The sequence below is a fragment of the Burkholderia sp. LS-044 genome (assembly GCF_004803625.1).
GTDB classification, from domain to species: domain Bacteria; phylum Pseudomonadota; class Gammaproteobacteria; order Burkholderiales; family Burkholderiaceae; genus Burkholderia; species Burkholderia cepacia.
Genome location: NZ_SSWO01000009.1, coordinates 347,057 through 369,032, shown reverse-complemented (window position 1 = coordinate 369,032; position 21,976 = coordinate 347,057). Strand labels below are relative to the sequence as shown.

The following is a 21,976-nucleotide window of genomic DNA, read 5'->3' as shown; positions in this document are numbered from 1 at the left end:
CCCGTTCAGGCGCCGGCCTTCGACACTGCGTAACGGTTAAAGCGAGGAAAGAGACGCAGCAAAACCGACCTTAAAACCGGACATCTCTAAATAGCTGGAAGGTGGACATCTGAATCCGGGTATGACAGATTTTGTAGCGGCTAGATTGAAATATCCGCTTTTCGACCCATCGTAAGCTGATCGGCCGCTGGGAATCCAGCGCCGGAGGCTGCGATGGCTGGAACGGATCACGATGACGATGCGCGAGCTGGACAGGTTTAAGGTCATCCAGGACGTCGCGGACCGCAAAAAAGTCATGCTGATTCCATGATGGCCGTGCCGCGGCCATGGGCATCGAATTTGATTCGATAATCCGTGCGATTTTCGAGCATCGCGAAATATTCGCGAAACTCGGTGTTAATGCGTAGCCCGCGGTGTTTACCGCAAGCATGCATCTGCTATCCGGCTGACGTCATTTTTCCATGACAGGGAACGCGGGTTCCCGGAAAGATGTAACGGTTCGGTCGATTATTATGGATTTCGTGTTCGATCGGCGCGATTGCTTCGAAAAATCGCTTGAAAATCGAGAACAGTTCATCCGCTGATCGAACAGTTGGCTGCGGCAAATTGTTGCATTGTTCGAATTCCCGCTTCACCCGATCGGCCGCAGCGTTTGTTACTGCGCGGTTCCCGCCATTTGTCACGGCGATAGTTCGCGCGATCGCAATAACGAATGCAATCGTGAATGCATGGTTCGCGTGCGGCAAAGTTTTAGCCCATGGCCAGTTCCTGATCACGACGGCGATCGATTATCCTATTCAGGATCCGCCACGCGCACGATCCGCAATCGAGATGCGCGAAACCCTCGTGGACAAACCCGCCCGCGCTCGCTCGCCTGCCGCTGCGTGCTACTCTCGCAACCGGCACCGGCCAGGACAGTACAGTACAGTGGTGCGCGACCAGTGAACATTGTGGATTCACGCATCATGTACTCGATCTTGCCCGCGTTCGTCTCTGCGTTGTTTCTCGGGTTCGGCCTCTACGTGCTGGCCACCAAGGGCCTCACGCGGGTATCCGTCCCGTTCGCCTTGATGTGCGCGGCGACCTTCGTCTGGCAGGGAACGTGGGCCTTCCTGTTCCAGACGACCGACGCGGACGTCGCCAACTTGCTGGTCAAAGCAGGTTATCTGTTCATCCTGTTCCTGCCGACGACCTTCTATCATTTCGTGACGGAGATCGTGTCGCGTCGTGACGAGCGGCCGTTCATGTTCGCCTCCTACGGCCTCTGCGTGCTGCTGGCCATATTGCTGGTCACGGGCAATGGGGTCGTCGATGGATTCCGCCTGCATTTCTTCGGCCCGTATCCCAAGGCGGGCCCACTGCATCCGCTGCACGTCGTGCAGACCGTCCTCCTGGTCGGCCGCAGCGGCTGGCTCCTGATCGAGGCACGACGACAGACGCGCGCGCGGGATGTCCGGCAACTGCTCACGCAATGTCTCGTCAGCCTGGGCCTCTACTCGCTCGCGGCCACCGACTACGCGGTGAACTACGGCGTCGAGTTCTATCCGGTGGGGGTACTGTTCATTGCGATGAGTCTCGGGATTCTCGCGACGTCGATCGTCCGCTATGGCCTGATGGGCCCCTATCTCCTGGCCGCGACGGTCGCGCACGAAGTGGCCACGCCGCTGGCGGCGATCGGCCTGCATGCGGACGAGCTGCGCAACGTCCTGCCGGCGCTGCTGCGCGGGTATCGGCTGGCGGTGGAGCACCGGTTGTGCGCCGACAGCTTGTATCCGGGGCAGCTCGACCGGCTGCCGACGCTCGCATCGTCGATCCGGCGCCAGGTCGACACCACGAGCACCGTGGTCGAAATGTCGCTGGCGTCCTTTACGCTGGACCGCCTCGATCGCCACGGCTTCGCGGCCTATCCGATACGGGCCTGTGTCGACGCCGCGGTGGATCGCTTTCCCTTCCGTCCGGGGGAACGCGACCGCGTGTCGGTCGGCGCGATCGATCCGGACCTCCGGTTCTCCGGAACCGACTCGCTCGTGATCTTCGTCATCTTCAACCTGCTGAAAAACGCCCTGTATGCGATCGACGCAAGCGGCCGTGGGCAGATCGAGATCGACGCTCATCGCAGCAACGGTTACTGCGTGGTGCGTTTCAGCGACACGGGTCCGGGCATCGCTGCCGAGGTGCTCCCTCAAATCTTCGACGCCTTCTTCTCGACCAAGTCGCACGGGTGCGGCGCCGGCATGGGATTGAGCTTCTGTCGTCGCGCATGCGAAGCGCTCGGCGGCGCCATCGCGTGTGAATCCATCCCCGGCGTGCGGACCACGTTCACGATTCGGCTGCCGGAGCCCGGTTCGCCGGCGGACCAGGCATTGCGCGATCCGCCGGCGCCCACCCGGCACTATCGCATCGGGTAAGGCAGTCTCACCTTCAGTTCGCGGCGGACGGCAGGATCAGTTCATACGCCTTGACGCGCTCGATGATGCCCGCCGGAAACCGGCTGATCCGCTTGTCGGGCCCGGCAAACACGATCTGCTGGTACCCCAGCGACACCTGTCGCCCGTCGACGTAGAAGCGAAACAGCAGATACGCCGAACACTGCCGAACCTCGAACGTATTGAGGAAGCAGTCGACCCGCTGGAACGGAAACGTCTCCTGGACGTATTCCTGATGCGCGCGCTTCGTCACGAACGACCCGCCGGCCGCCAGCAGGTTGTTGTGGATGCATTCGTGAAACCAGCGTTCACGGCACACGCCCTGCCATTCGAAGTAGCGTGCGAAATAGGTATTCATGAAGGCATTGGAATCCTTGAGGTAAATGTCGACCACGTGGTGGAAGGTTTTTTCGGACTGATGTGCCGTTTCGTTGGAAAGGACGTGAAGAATCGCGTCTTGCGTCAACATGGATAACTCCTTGAATCGCTACTGGCGGTAGCGGCGCATTCCTTCAACGAGAAGGAATGGCCAGATTCTCGCCGTGCAATTCTGTTGAGCGCTTCGGTCAATACATGCCAAATTAGTGGTTGACAAATGGTTGATGTAAATCCCACTTTCGCCCGATAATTGGCGCGGTCATGCAACGCGGCCGTCATTTTTTGGAAACGCGTCTCCGTTATCGAATCTTTTTCTGCTGATTTATCGACACTCGTATGCAAACCTTCGTCAGGCAGCCGGTGCTCTATCCCGTGTCCGTGGTGTTTGTCGACGACAATCCGGATTTCCTGCAGGCACTGCGGGGCGCATTTCCGGACGAACACCTGAACCGCTTTTTTACGCAACCCCGGGTGGCGCTCGACTTCGTGTCGTCGCGTGACGTGGAGATGCCACCAACGGCCGCGGACTATTTCGGTGCGGAGAAAAAAGGCGGCAATGCCATCGGCGAGGATGCGCTCACCGATCCCGCCCGATTCGAGGCGGTGGGCGCGGTGGTCGTGGACTTTTCAATGCCGGAGGTCGACGGCATCCAGCTTCTTTCCTCCATCCGCAACGCAAACTGCATGAAAATCCTGCTCACCGGCGTCGCCGACGAGCGCGAGGCGGTGGACGCGTTCAACGCGGGACTGATCGATTGCTTTCTGAAGAAAACCGACGTCGAGATGCCACGCAAGCTGGCAACCGTGCTGGACAACGCGAAACGCAAGCACTGCGCGGCTCGCGGGCACATCAGCCTGCATGAAGCAGGGTCGACCTACCGGGATCCGAGGATCGTCAAACTGATCGACGAGGTGGCCGCGCGGGAAGGCATCGTCGAATACTACTGGCGCCCCAATCAGGACGCGGTGCTGATGTTCGACGCCGCGGGCGCGCCGAGTGTATTTCTCGCCTGGAACGAAGAGGATTGGTCGTTTCACTGCGATATCGTGGCCGACGCGAACGGTCCGGCCGAATTGCGCCAAGGCATGGAGGCGCGCAGCATCATGCCGCTGTTCTGGCCATCGCAGGCCTATCGGCCGGGCCTCGCCGACGTCAAATGCGCGGCGCCCCTGCCCGTTCCGGGATGGGACGGCACGTTTTACAGCTGGACCCGTCTGGACGATACGGCCACCGAACGCGAGCTGCCGACGTTGGCGAAATGGCGTCACGCTTGAGGGATCATCTGCCTGTCTTCAATCAGGTGGTGCTGTCGTCGAGCCGGCAAGAACTCGATTTGAAGCAATCCCTGTCAATGTTGACAGTTATCGGCGGCACGGACTTTTGTTTCAATAGCGCCCTATTCCGAGGGCCACCCACTATTCCAATCAGGCGGCACATTCATTCAGGGCAGGTATCAGAAGTGCGGAAGGGCCATTCAGCAAGCGACTGATACCGCTGAGTATTGTTTCAGATGCCGCGTGGTAAGCCTTGGCGGATCTGGTTCGATCTACGCCGATAAAACGCAGCAAAATCAAGGCTCCCTGCTATCCCTGCGCGACCTCGATGGGTCGGCAGCACGTTTCCGGCCGGCGCCCATCGCGGTCGATCGTGGCTCCGTGACGCGCGTGTCGCCGCGCGGCGCTTGCACGGCGAGACCGGGTGAATTCTGCCCCAGACATTTCGATGTGCTCGATCTGCGCGTGCGTATTGCACGTGTCGTCGCCCGCGAGAACGTGATCCGCTCAGGACCTGCTGTATGAGGGCGATATCTGATCCAGAATGTCGTTGAACGCCCCTTCCGATACCGAGACGAAGGACTCGAAATGCAGATCGTCTGCGCGTCCAAACGCTCAATAACGGGTTCGTTCCTTATAAATTCTTCTGAAACCAGTTCATATTTGATTACGGCCGAAAACCCGGCGACGGCGGAGCCGTATCCGGTGCGGGTGTATGACGCAGCCCGAGCACGTCGAGATATGTGTCAAGCGAGCGTTGTGCAGATTCGGCAACCAGTCGCGTAATGTCGCCGTAATCGCCACTAACACATGCTTTGTCGAGCGCGTCGTAGTAGGCAAGCCGATCCTCTTTGCGGATGATCGCGGGCGGATAGCCCGCCTTCATCAACTCGAAGTTGAGCAGCAGCCGCCCCGTCCGCCCGTTGCCATCAATGAACGGATGGATCTTCACGAATCGCGTGTGCAGTTCCGCCGCCCGCTCGACCGGATGCCTGTCTCCGGCCGCCTCATACCAGTCGATCAGCGCGGCCATTTCAGCAGGCAGATGCATGAAATCCGGCGGGGTTGTACTCGCACCCGCGATCACCACGTTTTCGCGGCGATACCGGCCCGCTTCTTCAGCATCGATGCCCTTCAACACGAGACTGTGGATGTTGCGAATCTGCCATTCCGACAGTGCCTCCGCTTTCGCCACGATGTCCTCGACATAGACGATCGCGTCACGATGGTTTGTCGCCTCGAAGTGCTCGCGAAGGGATTTTCCGCCGACCGTGATGCCTTCGAGCACCACCTTGGTTTCTCGCAGCGTCAGCGTGTTGCCCTCGATCGCGTTCGAGTGATACGTCCACTCGAGCAACAACTTTTCGCGCAGCGAGGCAACGGTGTGCTGTGGCAGCGGACGCGCGGCGTCGAGTGTCGCCTTGTCGGCGTCGATCGTGTTCAGCAGCGCGGAAGTTTGATTCGGCATTTGCTTCTCAAGGCGAGGTTCACTATTCGTCAGTATATATCCCCAATGGGGACAATCAAGCGGGTTTCCGCATTTTCTGCCACTGCAGGATTTCCAGCACGTATGATCGGCCCATATCGGGCATGGTGCGCGAGTCTGGCGAGTCTGCCGGCAGAAGCCACTTGTCCAGCGTCCGCACGGCAATGCTCAAGCGCGCGGCAAACTCCGCTCGCGTCATACCTAGTCGATCCATCGCTACGCGCAGCAGTTCCTGCTGGGGAAGTGCTGCGAGATCTTCCTTCGTAGTCATGCGTCAATTCAACGGTCAAAGTCACTTCCGGACTTATATCCCCAACGGGGATGACAATCAAGCATCAGCGAAAAATCCGTCGAGATCGGCCATCGCCTTGCGCCTCGCCTTCTTCGAGATCTTGAGATATGGAGCGAAATGATCAAGATGGATGTGGCCGAGAAGTGACTGCACCGTTTCGATTGAGTGACGCTGTGCAATAAGGCGATTCGCGAAGGTCCGGCATCTTGGGTGGCTTGAAATCCCTCGACCGAAACCAGCGGCGCGGTACAGTCCGGTTACATCGTGCTGAAGGCTGTCCACCGCGAGATGTTTGAACGTTTCGCCGTCGTCGTTGACGGGACGCTTCACGTTCAACTCGTGGCGTGTACGCTTGTGCGTCAAGATGAGCGGCACGGCAGGCATAGTCCCCGCCACTTGCTCCGGTCGGGCGGCGTTACTTTGCTGCGCTTCCAGCGCCATTCGATGTATCGGTTCATGGTCGCGACGGTTTTCGGGTGACTCAGGGAGACGCATTGGTGATCACACCTCGAAGGCCCACTTCCTCGCAGCACCCACCGCCATCGCACGACATGGCCGATTTTCGGTGGATCCTCGGGCAGCGTTAGAATAGCGCCCCTTCTCATGGGAGACGAAAATGTCCTGGTTCGTTTACGAAGTACCCGAATACCACGAAGACGCTGCACGCATCGAGCCCTTCAGCGACCTGCGCAACCGTGTGTTGAAAGTCGGTGACCCGGCCATGGCTGAAGAACTGGAAAGCGTTCGCGAGAACGCCGCGGCGACCGCCGACACGCCCGAGCGCCCCCTGCGGACTCCGGAAAATCCGCACGTCTTTCCGATTCCTTACGCCGAATCCATGATCCTGGTCGGGTTCATCTTCGATCTGAAACGCGAATTCCGGCAACTGGTCGTGTCACCCGTGGAGATGCCCTGGCTGAAAGACGCGTAAGAGGCGGTCCGAACGGAAGCGCGACCTCGCGCTCGCGTGCGCGCTACCCGTTGACGTTTGGTCAGGCCCGGCACTCACTCGCGGAAGAAACCGGTGCCGGCGCCGGGCATTGACGCAGGAGCGAACGTCGGCGGCAACGCGAAGGCGCGACAGACGCAAGGTGCCTGCGATCGGCGGTTCTCTACAACAACGACAACTGAGCCGGCATGCTCGTGCGACCTGCCTGATCGCTTTCGTTTACCGCCAAGTCCTGCCGGTTCGTGGACTGAGCATCGCCGTCGTCCTGTCGATATTTCCGCGCCCAATCGACGCCAAGCACATCAGATGAGAACACGACGCCGGGCGCAATCTGAACAAGCTGGCTCATGTGCGGATTTTCCTAAGCAGTCTGAACGTCGAAGTGTGCGGCTGCATAGCGTGCACTGCAGTTCCACACCTCGACGCCGTCACGGGTAAAGGTAGCCCATCCGTCCTTGACGATCACCTCTGCACCGGGAAAGACGTCACCATATCCATTTGCCGTGGCAGCGAAAACCGTTCGCTCGCGACACGTCGCCCAGTATTTCCCGTTTTCCAGGGTTAGCGGCTTTGTGCTCAATCGTCGACTCGACTCATTGTTTGATCAAAAAACGATCGCGGCTCTTTGCTCCCGCAATCCATTGAGGCGCCCTGTCAGGGGCATGAGCAAGGTAAGCGCAATTCCCTATCATAAGCCGTGACGTCATGACATCTCTTGTTATCGGCCCGGTATTGACTCTACCCTTTCCCGTCGCTTGTATTCACGGTCGCTAACCGGTCGTGGCCACCGGAACCGGGAGCGAATCGCCCATCAATTCCGCAGGTGCCTGCTTCGCACCCGGCCCTCGGCTTTCGACCGGCACGCTAGATCCGTCGGACATACCGCTCCGAAACGACCGAGCGTTGCTGGATCCATGCGACGGCAAGCTCCAGCGCTTCATCGCGAGCCTCCTGGGCGTTGGCGAAATCGCCATCGACGCCGAGCGTGCGTGTCTCGCCGGCCCGGTCGGTGACAATGGCCGCTGCCGCGTAGCGGCTGTTTCCGGTGACGGTTACCACCGGCCGGACCTCGCAGCCGTGATACTCCATGACGTTGTCCGTTTGCATATGACACCTCCTGCAGCGTGTTGCACCCGAAGCGAGCCCGGCGATGCGGGATCTTGGCGTGCTTGCCCTAGCCGATATCGATCGTGCGACCGGCGGACTGCACCGGTTCCGATTTCGGCACGGTCAACGTGAGTACACCGTTATCAAACTTTGCCAGGGTGTGGTCGGGATCAGCGTTTTCCGGCATCGGGATCGTGCGCATGAAGCTTCCATGGGCTCGCTCCAGCCGGTAGCAGCCGTTTTCCTCGCTGCGCACATCCTGCTTTTTCTCTCCACGCAGCACGATTGCTCCATCCTCGACGCTCAACTTCAGATCTTCGCGCTCCATTCCGGGCAGTTCGGCGGTCACGCGCAGCACCTGCCCCTCATCGACGACGTCGATGCGCGGCTGGAAGCGCGACGAGCTGAAGTCGCCAAACCAGCGTTCGAGCGCGCCACCGCCTGCAAACGGGTCGTGAAAGAACGCCTCCATTGCACGCCACGGGTCGCGTGAGAACAATCGCGGGATGTCAGGCCACGAAGCCCGCCACTGTTCGCCTGTCGGCGTGCTTTCCGCGCCTTCCGCATCGGACTTGCGGGCAGTTCCGCGAAGGAACTTGAAGGGGTTCCACTTTTTCAAATCGGTATTCATGGCGTCCTCCGATTCAGCTTCAATCTGATTTCACCGCGTACTCGACCGCATCGCGCCGCGCTTCGCCCGCGCTTGTCCAGCGTTTGCTGAAACGCGGCAGATGCCGGTCGGCCGACACCTCATCGTTCCGTTCGATCCGGACGATAGCGATGTAGCCCTCCAGTGCGGACAGGCGGGTCACGATCCGTCGCACGGGAATGGCGCGGAGATCGATCGCGTGTCCTTTCCAGGACTCCTGCGTAACATCAGACACCCGCCCCCCGCTGCTCCTGGTCCGCGCAGGCGGCAGCGCGATCGCTGCCGCCCTGGTTGCCGACCTGCCGTTGCCGAAGGATCAGCTGGTCCTGACTTCAACGCGCCGTGGGCGCGCCTCGTCGCGGCGCGGGATTGTCAGCTTCAGCACCCCGTCGTGAAGGCTCGCCTCTATCCGTGACGTATCGAAGTCCGGTGACAGCGTGAACGTCCGGGCGAAGTGCGGTTCGCGGACCTCGGCATGCTGCAGCCGCAGATTTGCCGGCGTCGGCACCGCCGCCTCGGCCTCGATCGAGAGGCTGTTGTCGTGAACCTTGACGTCCAGCTTGTCCCTCGTCACGCCGGGCAGATCCGCCCATAGCGTGACGACCTGGCTGTCCTCGTATATGTCGACGGCCGGGACGAGCGTGATCCGGCGCTTGGGCTGTTCCGTGTCGCGACGTGCCACGGTGGACGGGCCGCGTTCGGCCAGTTGGGTCGTGTCATTCATGATCGGCTCCTCGGATTACTGGATAGTGATGGCGCGCGGCTTGGACGATTCGCGCCTGCCGACACTGATCGACAGACAGCCATTTTCGTAGCGCGCCTGCACCTTGTCGGGATCGGCGGTGTCGGGCAGCTCGATGACGCGCCTGAAGGCGCCGGCAAAGCGCTCCTGCGCATACGTACGCGTCTCGCTGCCAGTACCGGGCTGTGTCGATTTGCGTTCGCCGCTGATGGTCAGCAAGCCCTTGTCGATCGATACGTCGAGTTCGGCGGCGTTGATGCCCGGGGCGAAGGCGACGATCTCGATCGACTCGTCGGTCGCACCGATATTGATCTGAGGAAACGCGCCAAGCCGGCCAGCGCGGATGCTGGACGGAAAGCCGCCGAGGAGTTGCGCCATCTGCTGCTGCAGGCGGTCGAACTCGCTGAAGAGGTCGGTTCCGAAGTAAAGATCGCTCATGATCGTATCCTCCTTGAATGCAGCCGGGAGGCGAACGGGCCTACGCGCTCCAGTTCGCCTGCCAGACTGTCGGCAAACAAATCGAAACACGCAGCGCGCGGGATCCGGAGGCCCGCGCATCTGCCTGAGCGAAACCTAAGATAGGCACTCCGCGAAAAATTTCAAGGTGCGTCGGCAGATTTTTGCACTTGAAATTCCGGTGCTGGAACCTATCATCGCAGCGGCTTGGAACTGCATGCGGAGGACGCCATGGAATTCGACACGGACTGGCTTACGCTGGGCAGGCATCGTATCCGGCTGCGCTCGACGAAGGGCTTTCCGACCGAGACGATGCGCACTGTGACCGAGGTCGTCAGGCTCGCGATCGACAACAACATGAGCGCGCGGGCGCGACTCGTCGAGGTCGTCTGCCGGCACGAACAGACCTACGACGTGCTGGTCGGCACGACGATGGCGGAGGACAAGGTTTGTGCACCGCAACTTGAAGCCGCGGTTGCGGTTGTGCTGGGCCTGTTGCCCGACCAGATCAACATCACGGTCACCCCGGTCACGCAAAAGGAGGTCGATCTGCACTTTGGCGTGTACGAGCGGATGCTGTCGGAGAAGCTGAGTACGGCCCCGCCGACCCGCTGACCGATCGGTCCAGCGCTCGGCCATGCGTCGACGGGGTCGTGACCGACATTCAGCTCGGCCAGGCAAGCAGCACCGTGCACTTGCTGTTGTTGCCGTAGCTTAACCAGCGGGGCGCGGTGAAAGGACGTATTACCTGACCGGATTCCGGAACCCGGTTTGCACCGACGCCGGACTTCGCATTTCCGATCGGCCGACCCGGCGGGAGCGCTTCCAGGGCGCATGCACTACCGTGCGCGGCGTCCATTTCATCCGCATCATCGCCTCCGATCCGGATCATGCGACCGATGACATGCGAGTCGTCCGATGCACGGATGAATGGCGCCGCTGATCGGCCGGCGTCGCGTGTACGCCATGGCCCCTGAAATACGCCGGCGTGCCGACCGCCGCCATCTCCAGTGACGGCGTGATGGAGACGGCAATCACGTGCGGCGCGAGGCTCTCGCCGATCCGGATGCCGACATCGCATCCGTCCGCCACGATGTTGGCCAGGCTGTCGTCCATGACCAGTTCTAGGCCGAGCGCGAAAAAACGCGTGCCGAACTCCTCCAGGTGCGGCTCGATCAGGATCGAGGCCGCAACGCGGGCGGCCAAGACCAGACGCGCCAGCCCTGGGCCGTCGGCTACGACTACCTACGTGGACAGAGCCCGAACACGTCGCCTCCGGCACGCGCCCGACCGCGCCCGTGCCGATCGCCCGGCCGTTCCCCGTCCCGGTCTACTCGACGTTGTCCGACACGTCCGTCATCCGGATCATGTGCGGCTTCACACCGTCGTCGTCATCGGCAGGCACGGCCTCCTTCGGATGAATCAGCGCTTCGAGCCGCGCCTTCGTCGCGACGAACGCCGGCGAATTGACCTGCGAATAATCGCGCGGCCGTGGCACCGGCACCTCGATCAACTCCTGCACCGCGCCCGGATTCGCCTTGAGAACGAGAATGCGATCCGCCAGGAAAATCGCCTCGTCGAGATCGTGCGTGATGAACAGGATCGTCACGTCGATATTGCGCCAGATGTCGAGCAGATGCGTCTGCATCCGCGCGCGCGTCTGCGCGTCGAGCGCACCGAACGGCTCGTCCATCAGCAGGATGCGCGGGCGGTTCGCCAGCGCACGGGCGATCGCCACGCGCTGCTTCATCCCGCCGGACAACTGGTGCGGATACACGTCGGCGAAGCGCGTCAGCCCGACGAGATCGAGCCACTGCAGCGCTTCGCGTTCGGCCTCGCCGCTGCTGCTCCCGTTCATCCGGAGACCGAACATCACGTTCTTCTTCACGGTGAGCCACGGAAACAGCGTATAGCCCTGGAACACCATCCCGCGATCGGCGCCCGGCCCCTGCACAGGCTTGCCGTCCAGCAGCACTTCGCCGCTTGTCTGCGCTTCGAGCCCCGCCAGGATGCGGATCAGCGTCGACTTGCCGCAACCGGACGGGCCGATCACGCACACGAATTCGCGGCGGTGCGTACGGAAGCTGATGTCGTCGAGCGCGACGCACTCGCCCTGCGGCGTCGCGAAGCGCTTGCCGACGTGGCGCACGTCGAGTATCACGTCGCGGGTTTTCAGTCGTGCGAAGCGCTCGCGCACCGCGTCGGACTGCATCAGGTACTCGGGAACGGCTTGCGGATTCTGCATGATGCCCTCTGCGGAAATCGGTTGACGGTTGCGAATCGAAGGGCATCACGCTTTCAGCGTGCGGTCCCACGGAAACAGCTTGCGGCCGAGCACCCCGAGCACGATGTCGGTCCCGAGGCCGATGACCCCGATCATCAGGATCGCCGCATACACGTTGTCGAAATGCTGGTAGCGCGCCTGCTGGCTGATGTACCACGTGATGCCCGAACTGGTGCCGACGAGTTCGGCAACGATCAGGTAAGTCCACGCCCAGCCGAGCAGGATCCGCTGGTCGCGATACAGGTCCGGCAGCACACCGGGAATCACGACGTGGGTGAGCAGCTTGAGCTTCTTCGTGCCGAGCGTCATCGCGGCCTCGAACAGCCCGTATTCGAGCTTGCGTGTCGTGTTCGCGATGATCAGCACCTGCTGGAACAGCGTCCCGATCACGATGATCGCGATCTTCGGTGCGTCGTAAATGCCCAGGATCGCGACCATCAGCGCGCCGAACGCCGGCGCGGGCAGGTAGCGGAAGAACTCCAGGAACGGCTCCTGAAGTCTCGCGAGCGCGCTGAAGGTGCCGCAGACGATGCCGAGCGGCACACCGATCGCGGACGAGATCACGAAGCCCCAGAAAATGATCCGGATGCTGTGCCACAGGCTCTCGTGCAGCCATACGCCGTCGCGGGATGCGGGCGGGGTCGTGAATGCGGTGTAGAACGCGCGCAACACCTGGTGCGGCGCGGGCAGGTAGACCGGATTCGCGCGCACGCCCTCCGGCACGGCCGCATGCATCTCCCGTGCATGCGCGAGCTCGTCGTCGAAGACGTCGCGATCGATCTGCATGCCGGTCTGGAAATAGTCGACGCTTCCCGGATTCGTGATGCGCATCTGCGGATGCCAGACGAACGGCACATAGCTGATCAGGCACCAGACGGCGAACGGCAGCAGGAAGGACGCCAGGCCGAGCGTCCATTTGCCGCGCGTCGTCAGTTCGCGGCGCACGGCCAGCCATCCGGTCGTGTTGCGGGTCATTGACATGGAAATCTCCGTATCGTTTCGGGTGCCGGTCGCGCAGCGCCCATGGCATCGCGCGACCGGACGTTCATTGCGAGGCGCTGCCCGCGGCGTGGGCGCGGTAAGCCCGCCAGCCGCCGAAGCGCGTGATGTCCGTCGCCTCGTCGAGCGCCGCGCTTTCGCACAGGAAGCCCTGCACGCGCGACCCGTCGGCGAGCGTCAGCGTGCCGATGCCGAGCGGCGCCGCAATGCCCGCGACGAAACTGCCGTACGCGTCGACCGGCATCTCCCAGATCTCGACCGCGATCGGCGCACCGCCGTCCGGCACGCGCACGAGCCCCGGCTTGGCGACGCTGCCGCCGGATGCCGCGCCGGACAGCGCGTAGAGACGGTACGTGGCCGCCGTCGTCGTCGCCGCGACGAAACGCGCGCGTCGCTGCGTGAGCTGCCCGTTCAACGGCTCGCCTCGCAGATGCGCACCGACGACGGCCACGCGCACGACGCCGGTGGAATCCATCGGCGCCGCATCCGCCGTTGCAGCGCCCCCGGACTCACGGACAGCCTGATCGCCGTCGCCCCACGCCTGCGCGAGATCGAGCAGCCGCGCATCGTCGTGCGCGCGGCCGACGAACGTGATCCCGAACGGCAAGCCCGCGTGCGCCCCGGTCTTGCAGACGCCGGCAGGCACCGCGATCGCCGACAGGTCGAGCAGGTTGACGAAGTTCGTGTAGTAGCCGAAGCGCGAATTGATGCCGATCGGATCGGCTTCGAGCGCGTCCACGGTCGCGGTCGTGGCCGAGGTCGGCATCACGATCGCGTCGAGCCCGGCCCATGCGCGGCCCGCCTCGATGCGCAGCGTCGCGAGCCGGTCGAACGCGGCGAACGCGTCGGCCGCGCTGAAGCGCGACGCGCCGCCGACGATCGTGCGAATCACCGGATGGAGCGCATCGGGCTCCCGCGCGGCGAATGCGCCGAGTGCGGCAAGCCGCTCGGCAACCCACGGGCCCTCGTAGAGCAGCCGCGCGGCGGCCAGGAACGGGCTGAAATCGATCTCGACGATCCGCGCGCCCGTCGCCCGCAGGCGTTCGAGCGCCGCCTCCCAGGCTGCACGATACGATTCGTCGCCGAAGAATTCGAGCTGATCGGCACGCGGTACGCCGAAACCCCACTGGCCGAGCGAACGCCCCCGGTCGACATCCGGCAGCGGCTGCCATGCGCGCCCGTAGGGATCACCTTCCGTCACGCCCTGCGCGACGGCGAACACCGACCGTGCGTCGGCCGGCGAGTGCGCGAACACCGACACGCAATCGAGCGACCGGCAAGCCGGCACGACGCCGAGCGTACTCAGCACGCCGCGAGTCGGCTTGAGTCCGACGAGCCCGTGAAACGCTGCCGGCACGCGCCCGGAACCGGCCGTGTCGGTCCCCAGCGAGAACGCCGCGACGCCGAGCGCGACCGCCACCGCCGACCCGGAACTCGATCCGCCCGACGCATAGCGCGGATCGAGCGCATTGCGGCACGCGCCGTACGGCGAGCGCTGCCCCGACAGCCCGGTCGCGAACTGGTCGAGATTGGTCTTGCCGACCGGAATCGCGCCGGCTGCGATCAATCGCTCGACGACGGGCGCGCTGCGATCCGGCGTGTACGCATAGGCCGGACAGGCCGCCGTCGTCGGAATGCCGGCGAGGTCGATGTTGTCCTTGATCGCGAACGGCACGCCGTAGAGCGGCAGCGACGCGATGTCGCGTCCGGCGAGCGCGTCGGCGTAGGTCGTCATCTCGGCATGCGTCAGCGGCCGGATCCACGCATGATGCGGATCGCCCGCGTCGAAATGCGCGGCGATCGCGTCGACGAGCGTGTGCGGCGTCAGGGTGCCCGCCTCGTAGCACGCACGCAGCGCGGCGATCGAGCCCGGCCCGGGCAGCGGCGAACGTTGTGTCGTGCTCATGCCACCTCCTCGGCGGCGCCGGTCTTCTGCACCATCAGCCGCTGGCCGGCCACGACCGCCGCGCCCGGCGCGCAATCGATTGTCTCGATCGTGCCGTCTTCCATTGCCGTCACCGCCACCTCCATCTTCATCGATTCGACGATCGCGACGACCTGCCCTTCGGTCACGCGCTCGCCGGGTTCGACCAGCACCTTCCACACGCTGCCCGACACGTCCGCGGCAATCGCGCGCTGCGTATCGTCGAGCGCGGCCGTTTCCCGCGCCGCCTGCGCGTCGCCCTGCTCCGCTTCGCCGACGTACTCCGCGTGCCCGGCCGCTCGCCACCGCTCGCGCTCGGCTTCGAACGCGGTTTGCTGCGCGGCCTTGAACGTCGCGATCGACTCCGCCTCGTCGCGCAGGAAGCGGTTGTACGCGCCCAGGTCGAACACGGATTCCTCGATCTTCAGCGACGCGCGGCCCGCGATGAAATCCGCGCGCAGCGCAGCCAGCTCGGCCTCGCTGACTTCGTAGAAGCGGATCTCGTCGAAGAAGCGCAGCAGCCACGGCTTGCCGGCTTCGAACTCCCGAGTGGTGCGGTGACGGTTCCACATCTGGACGGTACGGCCGACGAACTGGTAGCCGCCGGGCCCTTCCATGCCGTACACGCACAGATACGCGCCGCCGATACCGACCGCGTTCTCGGGTGTCCAGGTACGCGCGGGGTTGTATTTGGTCGTCACGAGCCGGTGCCGCGGATCGATCGGCGTCGCGACCGGCGCACCGAGGTAGACATCGCCGAGCCCCATCACCAGATAACGCGCGTCGAACACGATGCGCTTCACGTCGTCGATGCTCGCCAGCCCGTTGATCCGCCGGATGAACTCGATATTGCTCGGACACCACGGCGCATCGGGCCGCACCGACTGCATGTAGCGCTCGATCGCGATGCGCGTCGACGGGTCGTCCCACGACAGCGGCAAGTGCACGATGCGGTTCGGCACGCGCATGTCGGCCACGTCGGAGAGTTCCCGCTCCGCAGTCTGCAGATGCGCGAGCAGTGCATCGAGCGGCAGCACGCGTGCATCGAACTGCACCTGAAGCGAGCGGATGCCCGGTGTCAGGTCGAGCATGCCGGGCAACCGGTGCGCGTCGAGCCAGCACATGAGGGCATGCACGCGAAAACGCAGGTTCAGGTCGAGCACGAGCGGCCCGTATTCGACCAGCACGTTGCGGTCGCCCGAGCGCCGGTAGACGACACCGATGCCGCCGCCCGCCGACGGATCGCGATGCAGCACGCATTCGCCGGGCGCGGCGGAGGCAGCCGTGGCGACGTCGCGCGTCGGTTGCGCGACCGCAGCGGCCGCGCGCACGAACTGCACCGTATCGCCCGGGCGCAACTGGCCGAGCTTCCACAGCTCGTCGCGCACGACCGTCACCGGGCACACGAAGCCGCCGAGGCTCGGGCCGTCCGGGCCGAGGATCACCGGCATGTCGCCGGTGAAATCGACCGCGCCGATCGCATACGCGTTGTCGTGGATGTTCGACGGATGCAGGCCGGCCTCACCGCCGTCCGCGCGTGCCCATTGCGGTTTCGGTCCGAGCAGCCGGACGCCGGTGCGGCTCGAGTTGTAGTGGACCGTCCACTGCTTGCCGTAGAGCATCGCGATGTCGTCCGGCGTGAAGAAGTCCGGCGCGCCGTGCGGCCCGTCCAGCACACCGAGCGTCCACGCATGCGTCAAGGCGGGAATGTCGTCTTCGGCCAGCGTCGCGCCGGCATCGCCGCGCCCCGCGTCCGCGTGCAGATGCAGCACGTCGCCCTTGCGCAGCGCGCGCCCCGCGTGGCCGCCGAACTGGCCGAGCGTGAAGGTGGCCTTGCTGCCGAGATAGTCGGGCACCTGCAGCCCGCCTTTCACGGCCAGGCACGCGCGCACGCCCGCGCCCGTCACGCCGCCGAGCTTCAGTACCGTGCCCGGTCGAGCGCGCAGCACCTGCCAGAACGGCGCGGGCTCGCCGTCGAGCGTTGCCGCGAGCGGCGCACCGCCGAGCACGAACAGCGTCGCGGTGTTGAAGCGCAGCGTCGCGCCGACCATCGTGAATTCCAGCCCGGCCGCGTCGCGTGCGTTGCCGAGCAGCGCGTTGGCGAGATCGAACGCGCGATCGTCCATCGGACCGGACGGCGGCACGCCGACGCTCCAGTAACCGACGCGCCCGGGCGCCTGCTGCACGGTGGTCTGCACGCCGCCGTCGAGCACGTCGATCGTGTGCGGCGCGAATGCGAAGCGCGACAGGAACGCCGTCGTCGGCGCGCCGCGCGCGAACGTATCCGAGCCGGCAATCGCGCGCAGGTAGTCGAGGTTGGTTTCGATCCCGTACAGCTCGGTCCGCGCCAGCGCGGCCTGCAGTGCCGCCAGCGCGTCGCGGCGCGTATCGCCGCGCACGATCAGCTTCGCGAGCAACGGATCGTAATGCGCGCTGACCTCGGTGCCCGCGTCGATCCAGCCGTCGACGCGCACGTCGTCCGGAAAGGCGACATGCGTGAGCACGCCGGCACTCGGCTGGAACTGCTTGTGCGGATCTTCCGCATAGAGCCGCACCTGGATGCTCGCGCCGCGCGGCGCGACGGCGAGCGTGTCGAGCGGCGGCAGGTCGCCTTCGGCCTGCAGGATCATCCATTCCACGAGATCGATGCCGGTGACTGCTTCGGTCACGCAATGTTCGACCTGCAACCGCGTGTTCACTTCCAGGAAATAGAACCGGCGCGCGTTCGCGTCGAACACGAACTCGACCGTGCCGGCCGACGCGTAGCCGACCGCGCGGGCGAGCCGCACCGCGCTCGCGTGCAGCGTGGCGCGCTCGGCATCGGTCAGGTCCGGCGCGGGTGTCTCCTCGATCACCTTCTGGTTACGGCGCTGCACGGAGCAATCGCGTTCGCCGAGCGCGATCGCGCCGCCGCGGCCATCGCCGAAGATCTGCACTTCGATATGCCGCGCGTGCTCGACGAATTTCTCGAGATACACGCCCGCATGCGCGAAGTTCGCGTTGCCGAGCCGCACGACGGATTCGAAGGCCGCCTCGAGCTGCGCGGCGTCACGGCACAACGACATGCCGATCCCGCCACCGCCGGCCGTACTCTTCAGCATCACCGGATAGCCGATCGCATCGGCTTCGGCGAGCGCCGTCGCCACGTCGTCGAGCAGGCCCGTGCCCGGCAGCAGCGCGACACCCTGTGCGGCCGCGAGCGCGCGCGCGGTGTGCTTGAGGCCGAACGCTCGCATCTGGTCGCCGCGCGGCCCGATGAAGCGCACGCCGGCCGCTTCGCATGCATCGGCGAAACCGGCATGCTCGGACAGGAAGCCGTAGCCGGGATGCACGGCCTGTGCGCCCGTCTCGCGCGCGGCTGCGAGGATCGCCGCGACGTTCAGGTAGCTCTCCGACGCCGGCGCGGGGCCGACCCGCACGGCTTCGTCGGCGAGCGTCACGTGACGCGCGTCGCGGTCGGCGTCCGAGTAGATCGCGACCGACGCGATGCCGAGCCGCTTCAGCGTCCGGATCACGCGGCACGCGATTTCGCCGCGGTTCGCAACGAGGACTTTGGCGAATCTCATTCGGCCTCCCACACGGTGAGACGCACGGGCGTCGGGTTGTAGCCGTTGCACGGGTTGTTCAGTTGCGGGCAGTTCGAGATCAGCACGGTGATGTCCATCTCCGCGCGCATCTCGACGTACTTGCCGGGCGCGGAAATGCCGTCCTCGAACGTCAGCCCGCCGAGCGGCGTGACGGGTACGTTCATGAAGAAGTTGACGTTGCCGACGAGGTCGCGCTTGGTGAGCCGCGCGCCCGTGCCGCACGTGCAGTGCGCGATTGCATTGAGGAAGCTGTCGCGGCAGTTGTGCATGTGCCGCTTGTCGAGCGCATAGCGCACCGTGTTGCTCTCGGCCGCGCATGCGCCGCCGAGCGTGTCGTGACGCCCGCACGTATCGGCGACGATCGTCGCCATCGCGTTGCCCCGGCTCGACAGCAGCACGCTGCCGGCGCTCAGGTACAGGTTGCGCTGCGCGCGGATCGTGTCCTGCGCGCTGTAGCGCTCCTCGGGGTCGTCGGACCGGTAGAACAGCGTGTCGACGGCCTGGTTGCCCTCGAGGTCGAGGATGCGGAAGACCTGCCCGCGCTTCAGGTCGTGCAGCCACGGTTCGCCCGCGTTCAGCGTGATGTCGTGGATCGCGTCGCGCGGGTCGAGGCGGCTTTCGATGATCGGCATGGTGCGGCTCCTTACGCGAACAGGCGGTCGGTGTTGGTGAAGCCGCGCATGTTCTCGGCGCACGCGCGCCGGCACGGATCGTCTTCGGGTGCGGCGGCGTCCGCCGGATACGCGCGGTACGCGATCAGCTTCACCGGCTTCGGCGCATAGTCCGCACGCGGATCGAGCGGATGCGGCGCGGTCGAGAATGCCGCGAGCGTGTTCATCTCGAAGCGCAGGTCGACGGCACTGCCGGCCGTCGAATGGCCGGGGACGAAATCGAGCGTGCCGTCGTCCCCCGTCTCGAGCTTGCTGAAGAAATTGACGTTCGCGGCGAGGTCGCGCGCCGACAGCCCGTACTTCGCGAGTTCGAGCACGAGGCTGTCGCGGCCGTTGCGGATCATCGCGTTGCGATCGGCCTGGTACGTCGTCGTGCCGTACTTGTGTGCGAACAGGCGCGCGTCGCCGACGCCGCCGAGCGGGTCGTGCCAGCCGAGCGTGTCGGCCGTGATCGACGCGATCACGCGCCCCATGTCCGTGTACAGCGCATGGCCGCGCGTGAGATGCGCGGTGTGCTGCGCCTTCAGCGTATCGGCCATGTTGTAGCGTTCGAGCGGGTCTTCCTGGCGATGAAATACGGCGGACAGGTTCGCACCGCCTTCGACATCGACGATGCGCAGCGCGAGGCCGCGGCGCAGGATGCCGGACCAGTGGGTCCCGGCGGGAATCAGCGTTTCCCACGCGACGTGCGGTAGTGGGGCGAGGACGGCTTGGGGGCTCGGCGACATGGCGGCTCCGTGGTCGGTTGGATAAAAGGCGTGAGAGGGCGACCGAACGACATCGCGACCTCCCGGGCTTTTATCCCTCCGTGGAGCCTCGCCGCTGCCTCGTATCGAGGCGAAGGCAAGACCGGATTGCTCTCGGACCAGGCATCGTGCGGCGCGAACGCCGCATGACCGGAACCCTAGCGATCCTGAAGATGATGCAAATTGCTTCGCACCTCTCGGGCGACGATCAAGCGAGTTGCGTGCCAGCCTCGACGAAACGGCTGCACAACGCGGTGCGGCGGCCCGCACGTGCGCCGCATGCACGACATCGCGGCGGCCCCGTGCCCTCGCGGCGGGCGTGCCGCGCACCAGGCGAACGCGATCCCGCACCGGCGCAGTGCGTGTCGCATGCGCATGCACGGCACGATCCGCAATGGCATGGGCATTGCATCGATGGCGATACCTTCACTCGACATCCAACCGCTCATGAACAAGCTCGACCTGCTCCGGCGCGCGCTGACAGCCCTCTTCTCCGCCCGCTTCATCGAACTGCAACGCGCCGCGCGCCGCCGCTGAGCCGCCCTCGTCGCACGTCGTTGGCACGGTTCTCGCTCGGCATGACGCCGAGAGGTGCGGCGGCGTCGCATCTTAGGGATGCTAGGGTTCCGGTTCATCGAACGTCTGGTCCGAGAGCAGCCCGGCACGGGTTCGTCCGATCGCGAGAGCGGACGCGCACGCGCTACACGGCGGGACAAAAGCCCGGGAGACTGGCGATGGCAACGGCCATCGCGCCTCTCCGTGGCCGCTTCGTTCGTTCCGCATCCGCAGGAACCGGCTACGCAGCCGGACCGTGCTCCTGCACGGTCCGTATCGACGATCCCGATCCCGGTCTCCTGGAGAAACACGATGACCCGTCCCGCCTCGGCACTCCGCCGCCTGCTGTCCTTCCGTTCCGCCCGTCGTGCATTGGGTGCCGCCGCCACGGCCGCGGCGCTGCTCGCGGCGCCCGCCGTTCACGCGGCGGCGCCGCTGAAGATCGGCTACAGCGACTGGCCCGGCTGGGTCGCGTTCCAGGTCGCGCTCGACAAGGGCTGGTTCAAGGAGGCCGGCGTCGACGTCGATTTCGAATGGTTCGATTACTCGGCGTCGCTCGACGCGTTTTCCGCGGGCAAGCTCGACGCGGTCGCGGCAACCAACGGCGATGCGCTCGTGACGGGCGCATCCGGCGCGAAGAACGTGATGATCCTGCTGACCGACTATTCCGCCGGTAACGACATGATCATCGCGAAGCCACCGCTGCGCAGCGTCGAGGGGCTGAAGGGCAAGAAGGTCGGCGTCGAGCTCGGCCTCGTCGATCACCTGTTGCTCGAAACCGCGCTGCAAAAGCACGGATTGAAGGATGGCGACGTGACGCTGGTCAATGCGAAGACCAACGAACTGCCGCAGGTGCTCGGCTCGTCGACCGATGTCGCCGCCGTCGCCGCATGGCAGCCGAACGCGAACGAGGCGTTGAAGCGCGCGCCGGGCGCACGCGCGATCTTCACGTCGGCCGACGCGCCGGGGCTGATCTACGATGCGATCACGGTCGCGCCCGCGAGCCTCGCCGCGCGCCGGGCCGACTGGGCCAAGGTGATCAAGGTCTGGTACCGCTGCGTCGCGTACATCAACGACCCGAAGACGCAGGCAGATGCGGTCAGGATCATGTCCGCGCGCGTCGGGCTCACGCCGGAGCAATACCTCCCGCTGCTGAAAGGCACGCACCTGCTCGACGAAGCGGCCGCGAAGCGTGCGTTCCGCAAGGGCGACGGTCTCGATTCGATCTATGGCTCGACGCGCAACGCGAATGCGTTCAACGTGCGCAACGGCGTGTACAAGCAGTCGCAGAATATCGATGCGTATATCGATCCGCGATTCGGGATGCCGAACTGACCGTTGCGCGCGGTCGGACCTTTGACGGCTCTGTCAGGCTGGCGGGGCGCCTCCCCGGTTCATCGAGCACGGGGAGGCGCATTTTCGAGGATGTCGAGGCAGGCGTCACCCATCA

At 64.6% G+C, this 21,976-nt stretch carries 25 protein-coding genes and 2 riboswitches; of the genes, 7 read left to right on the top strand and 18 right to left on the bottom strand.

Translation table 11 applies throughout. The features are described from left to right. Nucleotides 1–555: 555 nt before the first annotated feature. Entirely contained in the window at nucleotides 556–945 is a 390-nt protein-coding gene (locus E9536_RS24355) for a hypothetical protein (protein ID WP_136470995.1), read from the top strand. 20 nt (nucleotides 946–965) lie between these two features. Then, complete coding sequence (locus tag E9536_RS24350; RefSeq protein WP_136470993.1) at nucleotides 966–2,408, top strand: sensor histidine kinase; 1,443 nt, start codon at nucleotides 966–968, stop codon at nucleotides 2,406–2,408. 13 nt (nucleotides 2,409–2,421) lie between these two features. Here E9536_RS24350 and E9536_RS24345 read toward each other — a convergent pair whose 3' ends face one another. Continuing rightward, a complete protein-coding gene (locus E9536_RS24345) occupies nucleotides 2,422–2,895 on the bottom strand; it encodes a thioesterase family protein (protein WP_021158078.1) in 474 nt (157 codons plus the stop codon). Between the two features lie 245 nt (nucleotides 2,896–3,140). Between E9536_RS24345 and E9536_RS24340 the strand changes: the two genes are divergently transcribed. After that, complete coding sequence (locus E9536_RS24340) at nucleotides 3,141–4,079, top strand: response regulator (protein WP_060084679.1); 939 nt, start codon at nucleotides 3,141–3,143, stop codon at nucleotides 4,077–4,079. Nucleotides 4,080–4,746: 667 nt separating this feature from the next. Here E9536_RS24340 and E9536_RS24335 read toward each other — a convergent pair. The 3 genes from E9536_RS24335 to E9536_RS24325 form a co-directional block, all read right to left on the bottom strand. Then, nucleotides 4,747–5,526 carry a Fic family protein gene (locus E9536_RS24335; RefSeq protein ID WP_319000453.1) on the bottom strand — a complete coding sequence of 260 codons (780 nt, stop codon included), beginning with the start codon at nucleotides 5,524–5,526 and terminating at the stop codon, nucleotides 4,747–4,749. 76 nt (nucleotides 5,527–5,602) lie between these two features. Further along, nucleotides 5,603–5,836: a hypothetical protein gene (locus E9536_RS24330; RefSeq protein ID WP_060316699.1), complete on the bottom strand. Its 234-nt coding sequence runs from the start codon at nucleotides 5,834–5,836 to the stop codon at nucleotides 5,603–5,605. Nucleotides 5,837–5,893: 57 nt separating this feature from the next. Then, nucleotides 5,894–6,298: a hypothetical protein gene (locus E9536_RS24325; RefSeq protein ID WP_136470991.1), complete on the bottom strand. Its 405-nt coding sequence runs from the start codon at nucleotides 6,296–6,298 to the stop codon at nucleotides 5,894–5,896. 175 nt (nucleotides 6,299–6,473) lie between these two features. Here E9536_RS24325 and E9536_RS24320 point away from each other — a divergent pair, with 175 nt between their 5' ends. Beyond that, nucleotides 6,474–6,788: a hypothetical protein gene (locus E9536_RS24320; protein ID WP_027792681.1), complete on the top strand. Its 315-nt coding sequence runs from the start codon at nucleotides 6,474–6,476 to the stop codon at nucleotides 6,786–6,788. 181 nt (nucleotides 6,789–6,969) lie between these two features. Here the strand turns inward: E9536_RS24320 and E9536_RS24315 are convergent, their stop codons facing one another. The 7 genes from E9536_RS24315 to E9536_RS24285 form a co-directional block, all read right to left on the bottom strand. Further along, on the bottom strand, nucleotides 6,970–7,155 hold the full coding sequence (locus tag E9536_RS24315) for a hypothetical protein (RefSeq protein ID WP_119336727.1): 186 nt from the start codon (nucleotides 7,153–7,155) through the stop codon (nucleotides 6,970–6,972). Nucleotides 7,156–7,167: 12 nt separating this feature from the next. After that, entirely contained in the window at nucleotides 7,168–7,386 is a 219-nt protein-coding gene (locus tag E9536_RS42175; RefSeq protein ID WP_080981988.1) for a hypothetical protein, read from the bottom strand. A gap of 284 nt (nucleotides 7,387–7,670) precedes the next feature. After that, entirely contained in the window at nucleotides 7,671–7,913 is a 243-nt protein-coding gene (locus E9536_RS24305; protein WP_059699325.1) for a hypothetical protein, read from the bottom strand. 67 nt (nucleotides 7,914–7,980) lie between these two features. Next, the gene (locus E9536_RS24300) at nucleotides 7,981–8,544 is read right to left on the bottom strand and encodes an Hsp20/alpha crystallin family protein (protein ID WP_124920067.1); all 564 of its coding nucleotides are present in this window, start codon (nucleotides 8,542–8,544) and stop codon (nucleotides 7,981–7,983) included. 19 nt (nucleotides 8,545–8,563) lie between these two features. Continuing rightward, the gene (locus tag E9536_RS24295; protein WP_244115788.1) at nucleotides 8,564–8,725 is read right to left on the bottom strand and encodes a hypothetical protein; all 162 of its coding nucleotides are present in this window, start codon (nucleotides 8,723–8,725) and stop codon (nucleotides 8,564–8,566) included. 153 nt (nucleotides 8,726–8,878) lie between these two features. Continuing rightward, a complete protein-coding gene (locus E9536_RS24290; RefSeq protein WP_027792686.1) occupies nucleotides 8,879–9,286 on the bottom strand; it encodes an Hsp20/alpha crystallin family protein in 408 nt (135 codons plus the stop codon). Between the two features lie 15 nt (nucleotides 9,287–9,301). Then, a complete protein-coding gene (locus E9536_RS24285; RefSeq protein ID WP_060196843.1) occupies nucleotides 9,302–9,742 on the bottom strand; it encodes an Hsp20/alpha crystallin family protein in 441 nt (146 codons plus the stop codon). A 249-nt stretch (nucleotides 9,743–9,991) separates the two neighbouring features. Between E9536_RS24285 and E9536_RS24280 the strand changes: the two genes are divergently transcribed. Beyond that, entirely contained in the window at nucleotides 9,992–10,375 is a 384-nt protein-coding gene (locus tag E9536_RS24280; protein WP_021158088.1) for a hypothetical protein, read from the top strand. Nucleotides 10,376–10,648: 273 nt separating this feature from the next. Here E9536_RS24280 and E9536_RS24275 read toward each other — a convergent pair whose 3' ends face one another. From E9536_RS24275 to E9536_RS24245, 7 genes are all read right to left on the bottom strand, one after another. Continuing rightward, a complete protein-coding gene (locus E9536_RS24275; protein WP_211097489.1) occupies nucleotides 10,649–10,966 on the bottom strand; it encodes a hypothetical protein in 318 nt (105 codons plus the stop codon). Nucleotides 10,967–11,090: 124 nt separating this feature from the next. Continuing rightward, the gene (locus tag E9536_RS24270; protein WP_021158111.1) at nucleotides 11,091–12,005 is read right to left on the bottom strand and encodes an ABC transporter ATP-binding protein; all 915 of its coding nucleotides are present in this window, start codon (nucleotides 12,003–12,005) and stop codon (nucleotides 11,091–11,093) included. A gap of 45 nt (nucleotides 12,006–12,050) precedes the next feature. Continuing rightward, on the bottom strand, nucleotides 12,051–13,025 hold the full coding sequence (locus E9536_RS24265; RefSeq protein WP_027792689.1) for an ABC transporter permease: 975 nt from the start codon (nucleotides 13,023–13,025) through the stop codon (nucleotides 12,051–12,053). Nucleotides 13,026–13,089: 64 nt separating this feature from the next. Then, a complete protein-coding gene (atzF, locus tag E9536_RS24260) occupies nucleotides 13,090–14,949 on the bottom strand; it encodes an allophanate hydrolase (protein ID WP_136470987.1) in 1,860 nt (619 codons plus the stop codon). After that, the gene (uca, locus tag E9536_RS24255) at nucleotides 14,946–18,533 is read right to left on the bottom strand and encodes an urea carboxylase (protein WP_136470985.1); all 3,588 of its coding nucleotides are present in this window, start codon (nucleotides 18,531–18,533) and stop codon (nucleotides 14,946–14,948) included. The genes atzF and uca overlap by 4 nt, the downstream gene beginning before the upstream one ends. Then, nucleotides 18,530–19,186 carry an urea amidolyase associated protein UAAP2 gene (locus E9536_RS24250; RefSeq protein ID WP_059699337.1) on the bottom strand — a complete coding sequence of 219 codons (657 nt, stop codon included), beginning with the start codon at nucleotides 19,184–19,186 and terminating at the stop codon, nucleotides 18,530–18,532. Before E9536_RS24250 ends, uca begins: the two co-directional genes overlap by 4 nt. A gap of 11 nt (nucleotides 19,187–19,197) precedes the next feature. Beyond that, nucleotides 19,198–19,953, bottom strand: a complete 756-nt coding sequence (locus tag E9536_RS24245) for an urea amidolyase associated protein UAAP1 (RefSeq protein ID WP_060084668.1) — start codon at nucleotides 19,951–19,953, stop codon at nucleotides 19,198–19,200. Between the two features lie 57 nt (nucleotides 19,954–20,010). Next, a riboswitch (guanidine-I (ykkC/yxkD leader) is annotated at nucleotides 20,011–20,144 on the bottom strand. 106 nt (nucleotides 20,145–20,250) lie between these two features. Between E9536_RS24245 and E9536_RS41870 the strand changes: the two genes are divergently transcribed. Both E9536_RS41870 and E9536_RS24235 read left to right on the top strand, forming a co-directional pair. Continuing rightward, nucleotides 20,251–20,508: a hypothetical protein gene (locus E9536_RS41870; RefSeq protein ID WP_211097488.1), complete on the top strand. Its 258-nt coding sequence runs from the start codon at nucleotides 20,251–20,253 to the stop codon at nucleotides 20,506–20,508. Nucleotides 20,509–20,578: 70 nt separating this feature from the next. Next, a riboswitch (guanidine-I (ykkC/yxkD leader) is annotated at nucleotides 20,579–20,700 on the top strand. Nucleotides 20,701–20,838: 138 nt separating this feature from the next. Then, complete coding sequence (locus E9536_RS24235) at nucleotides 20,839–21,861, top strand: ABC transporter substrate-binding protein (RefSeq protein ID WP_136470983.1); 1,023 nt, start codon at nucleotides 20,839–20,841, stop codon at nucleotides 21,859–21,861. Nucleotides 21,862–21,976 lie beyond the last annotated feature (115 nt).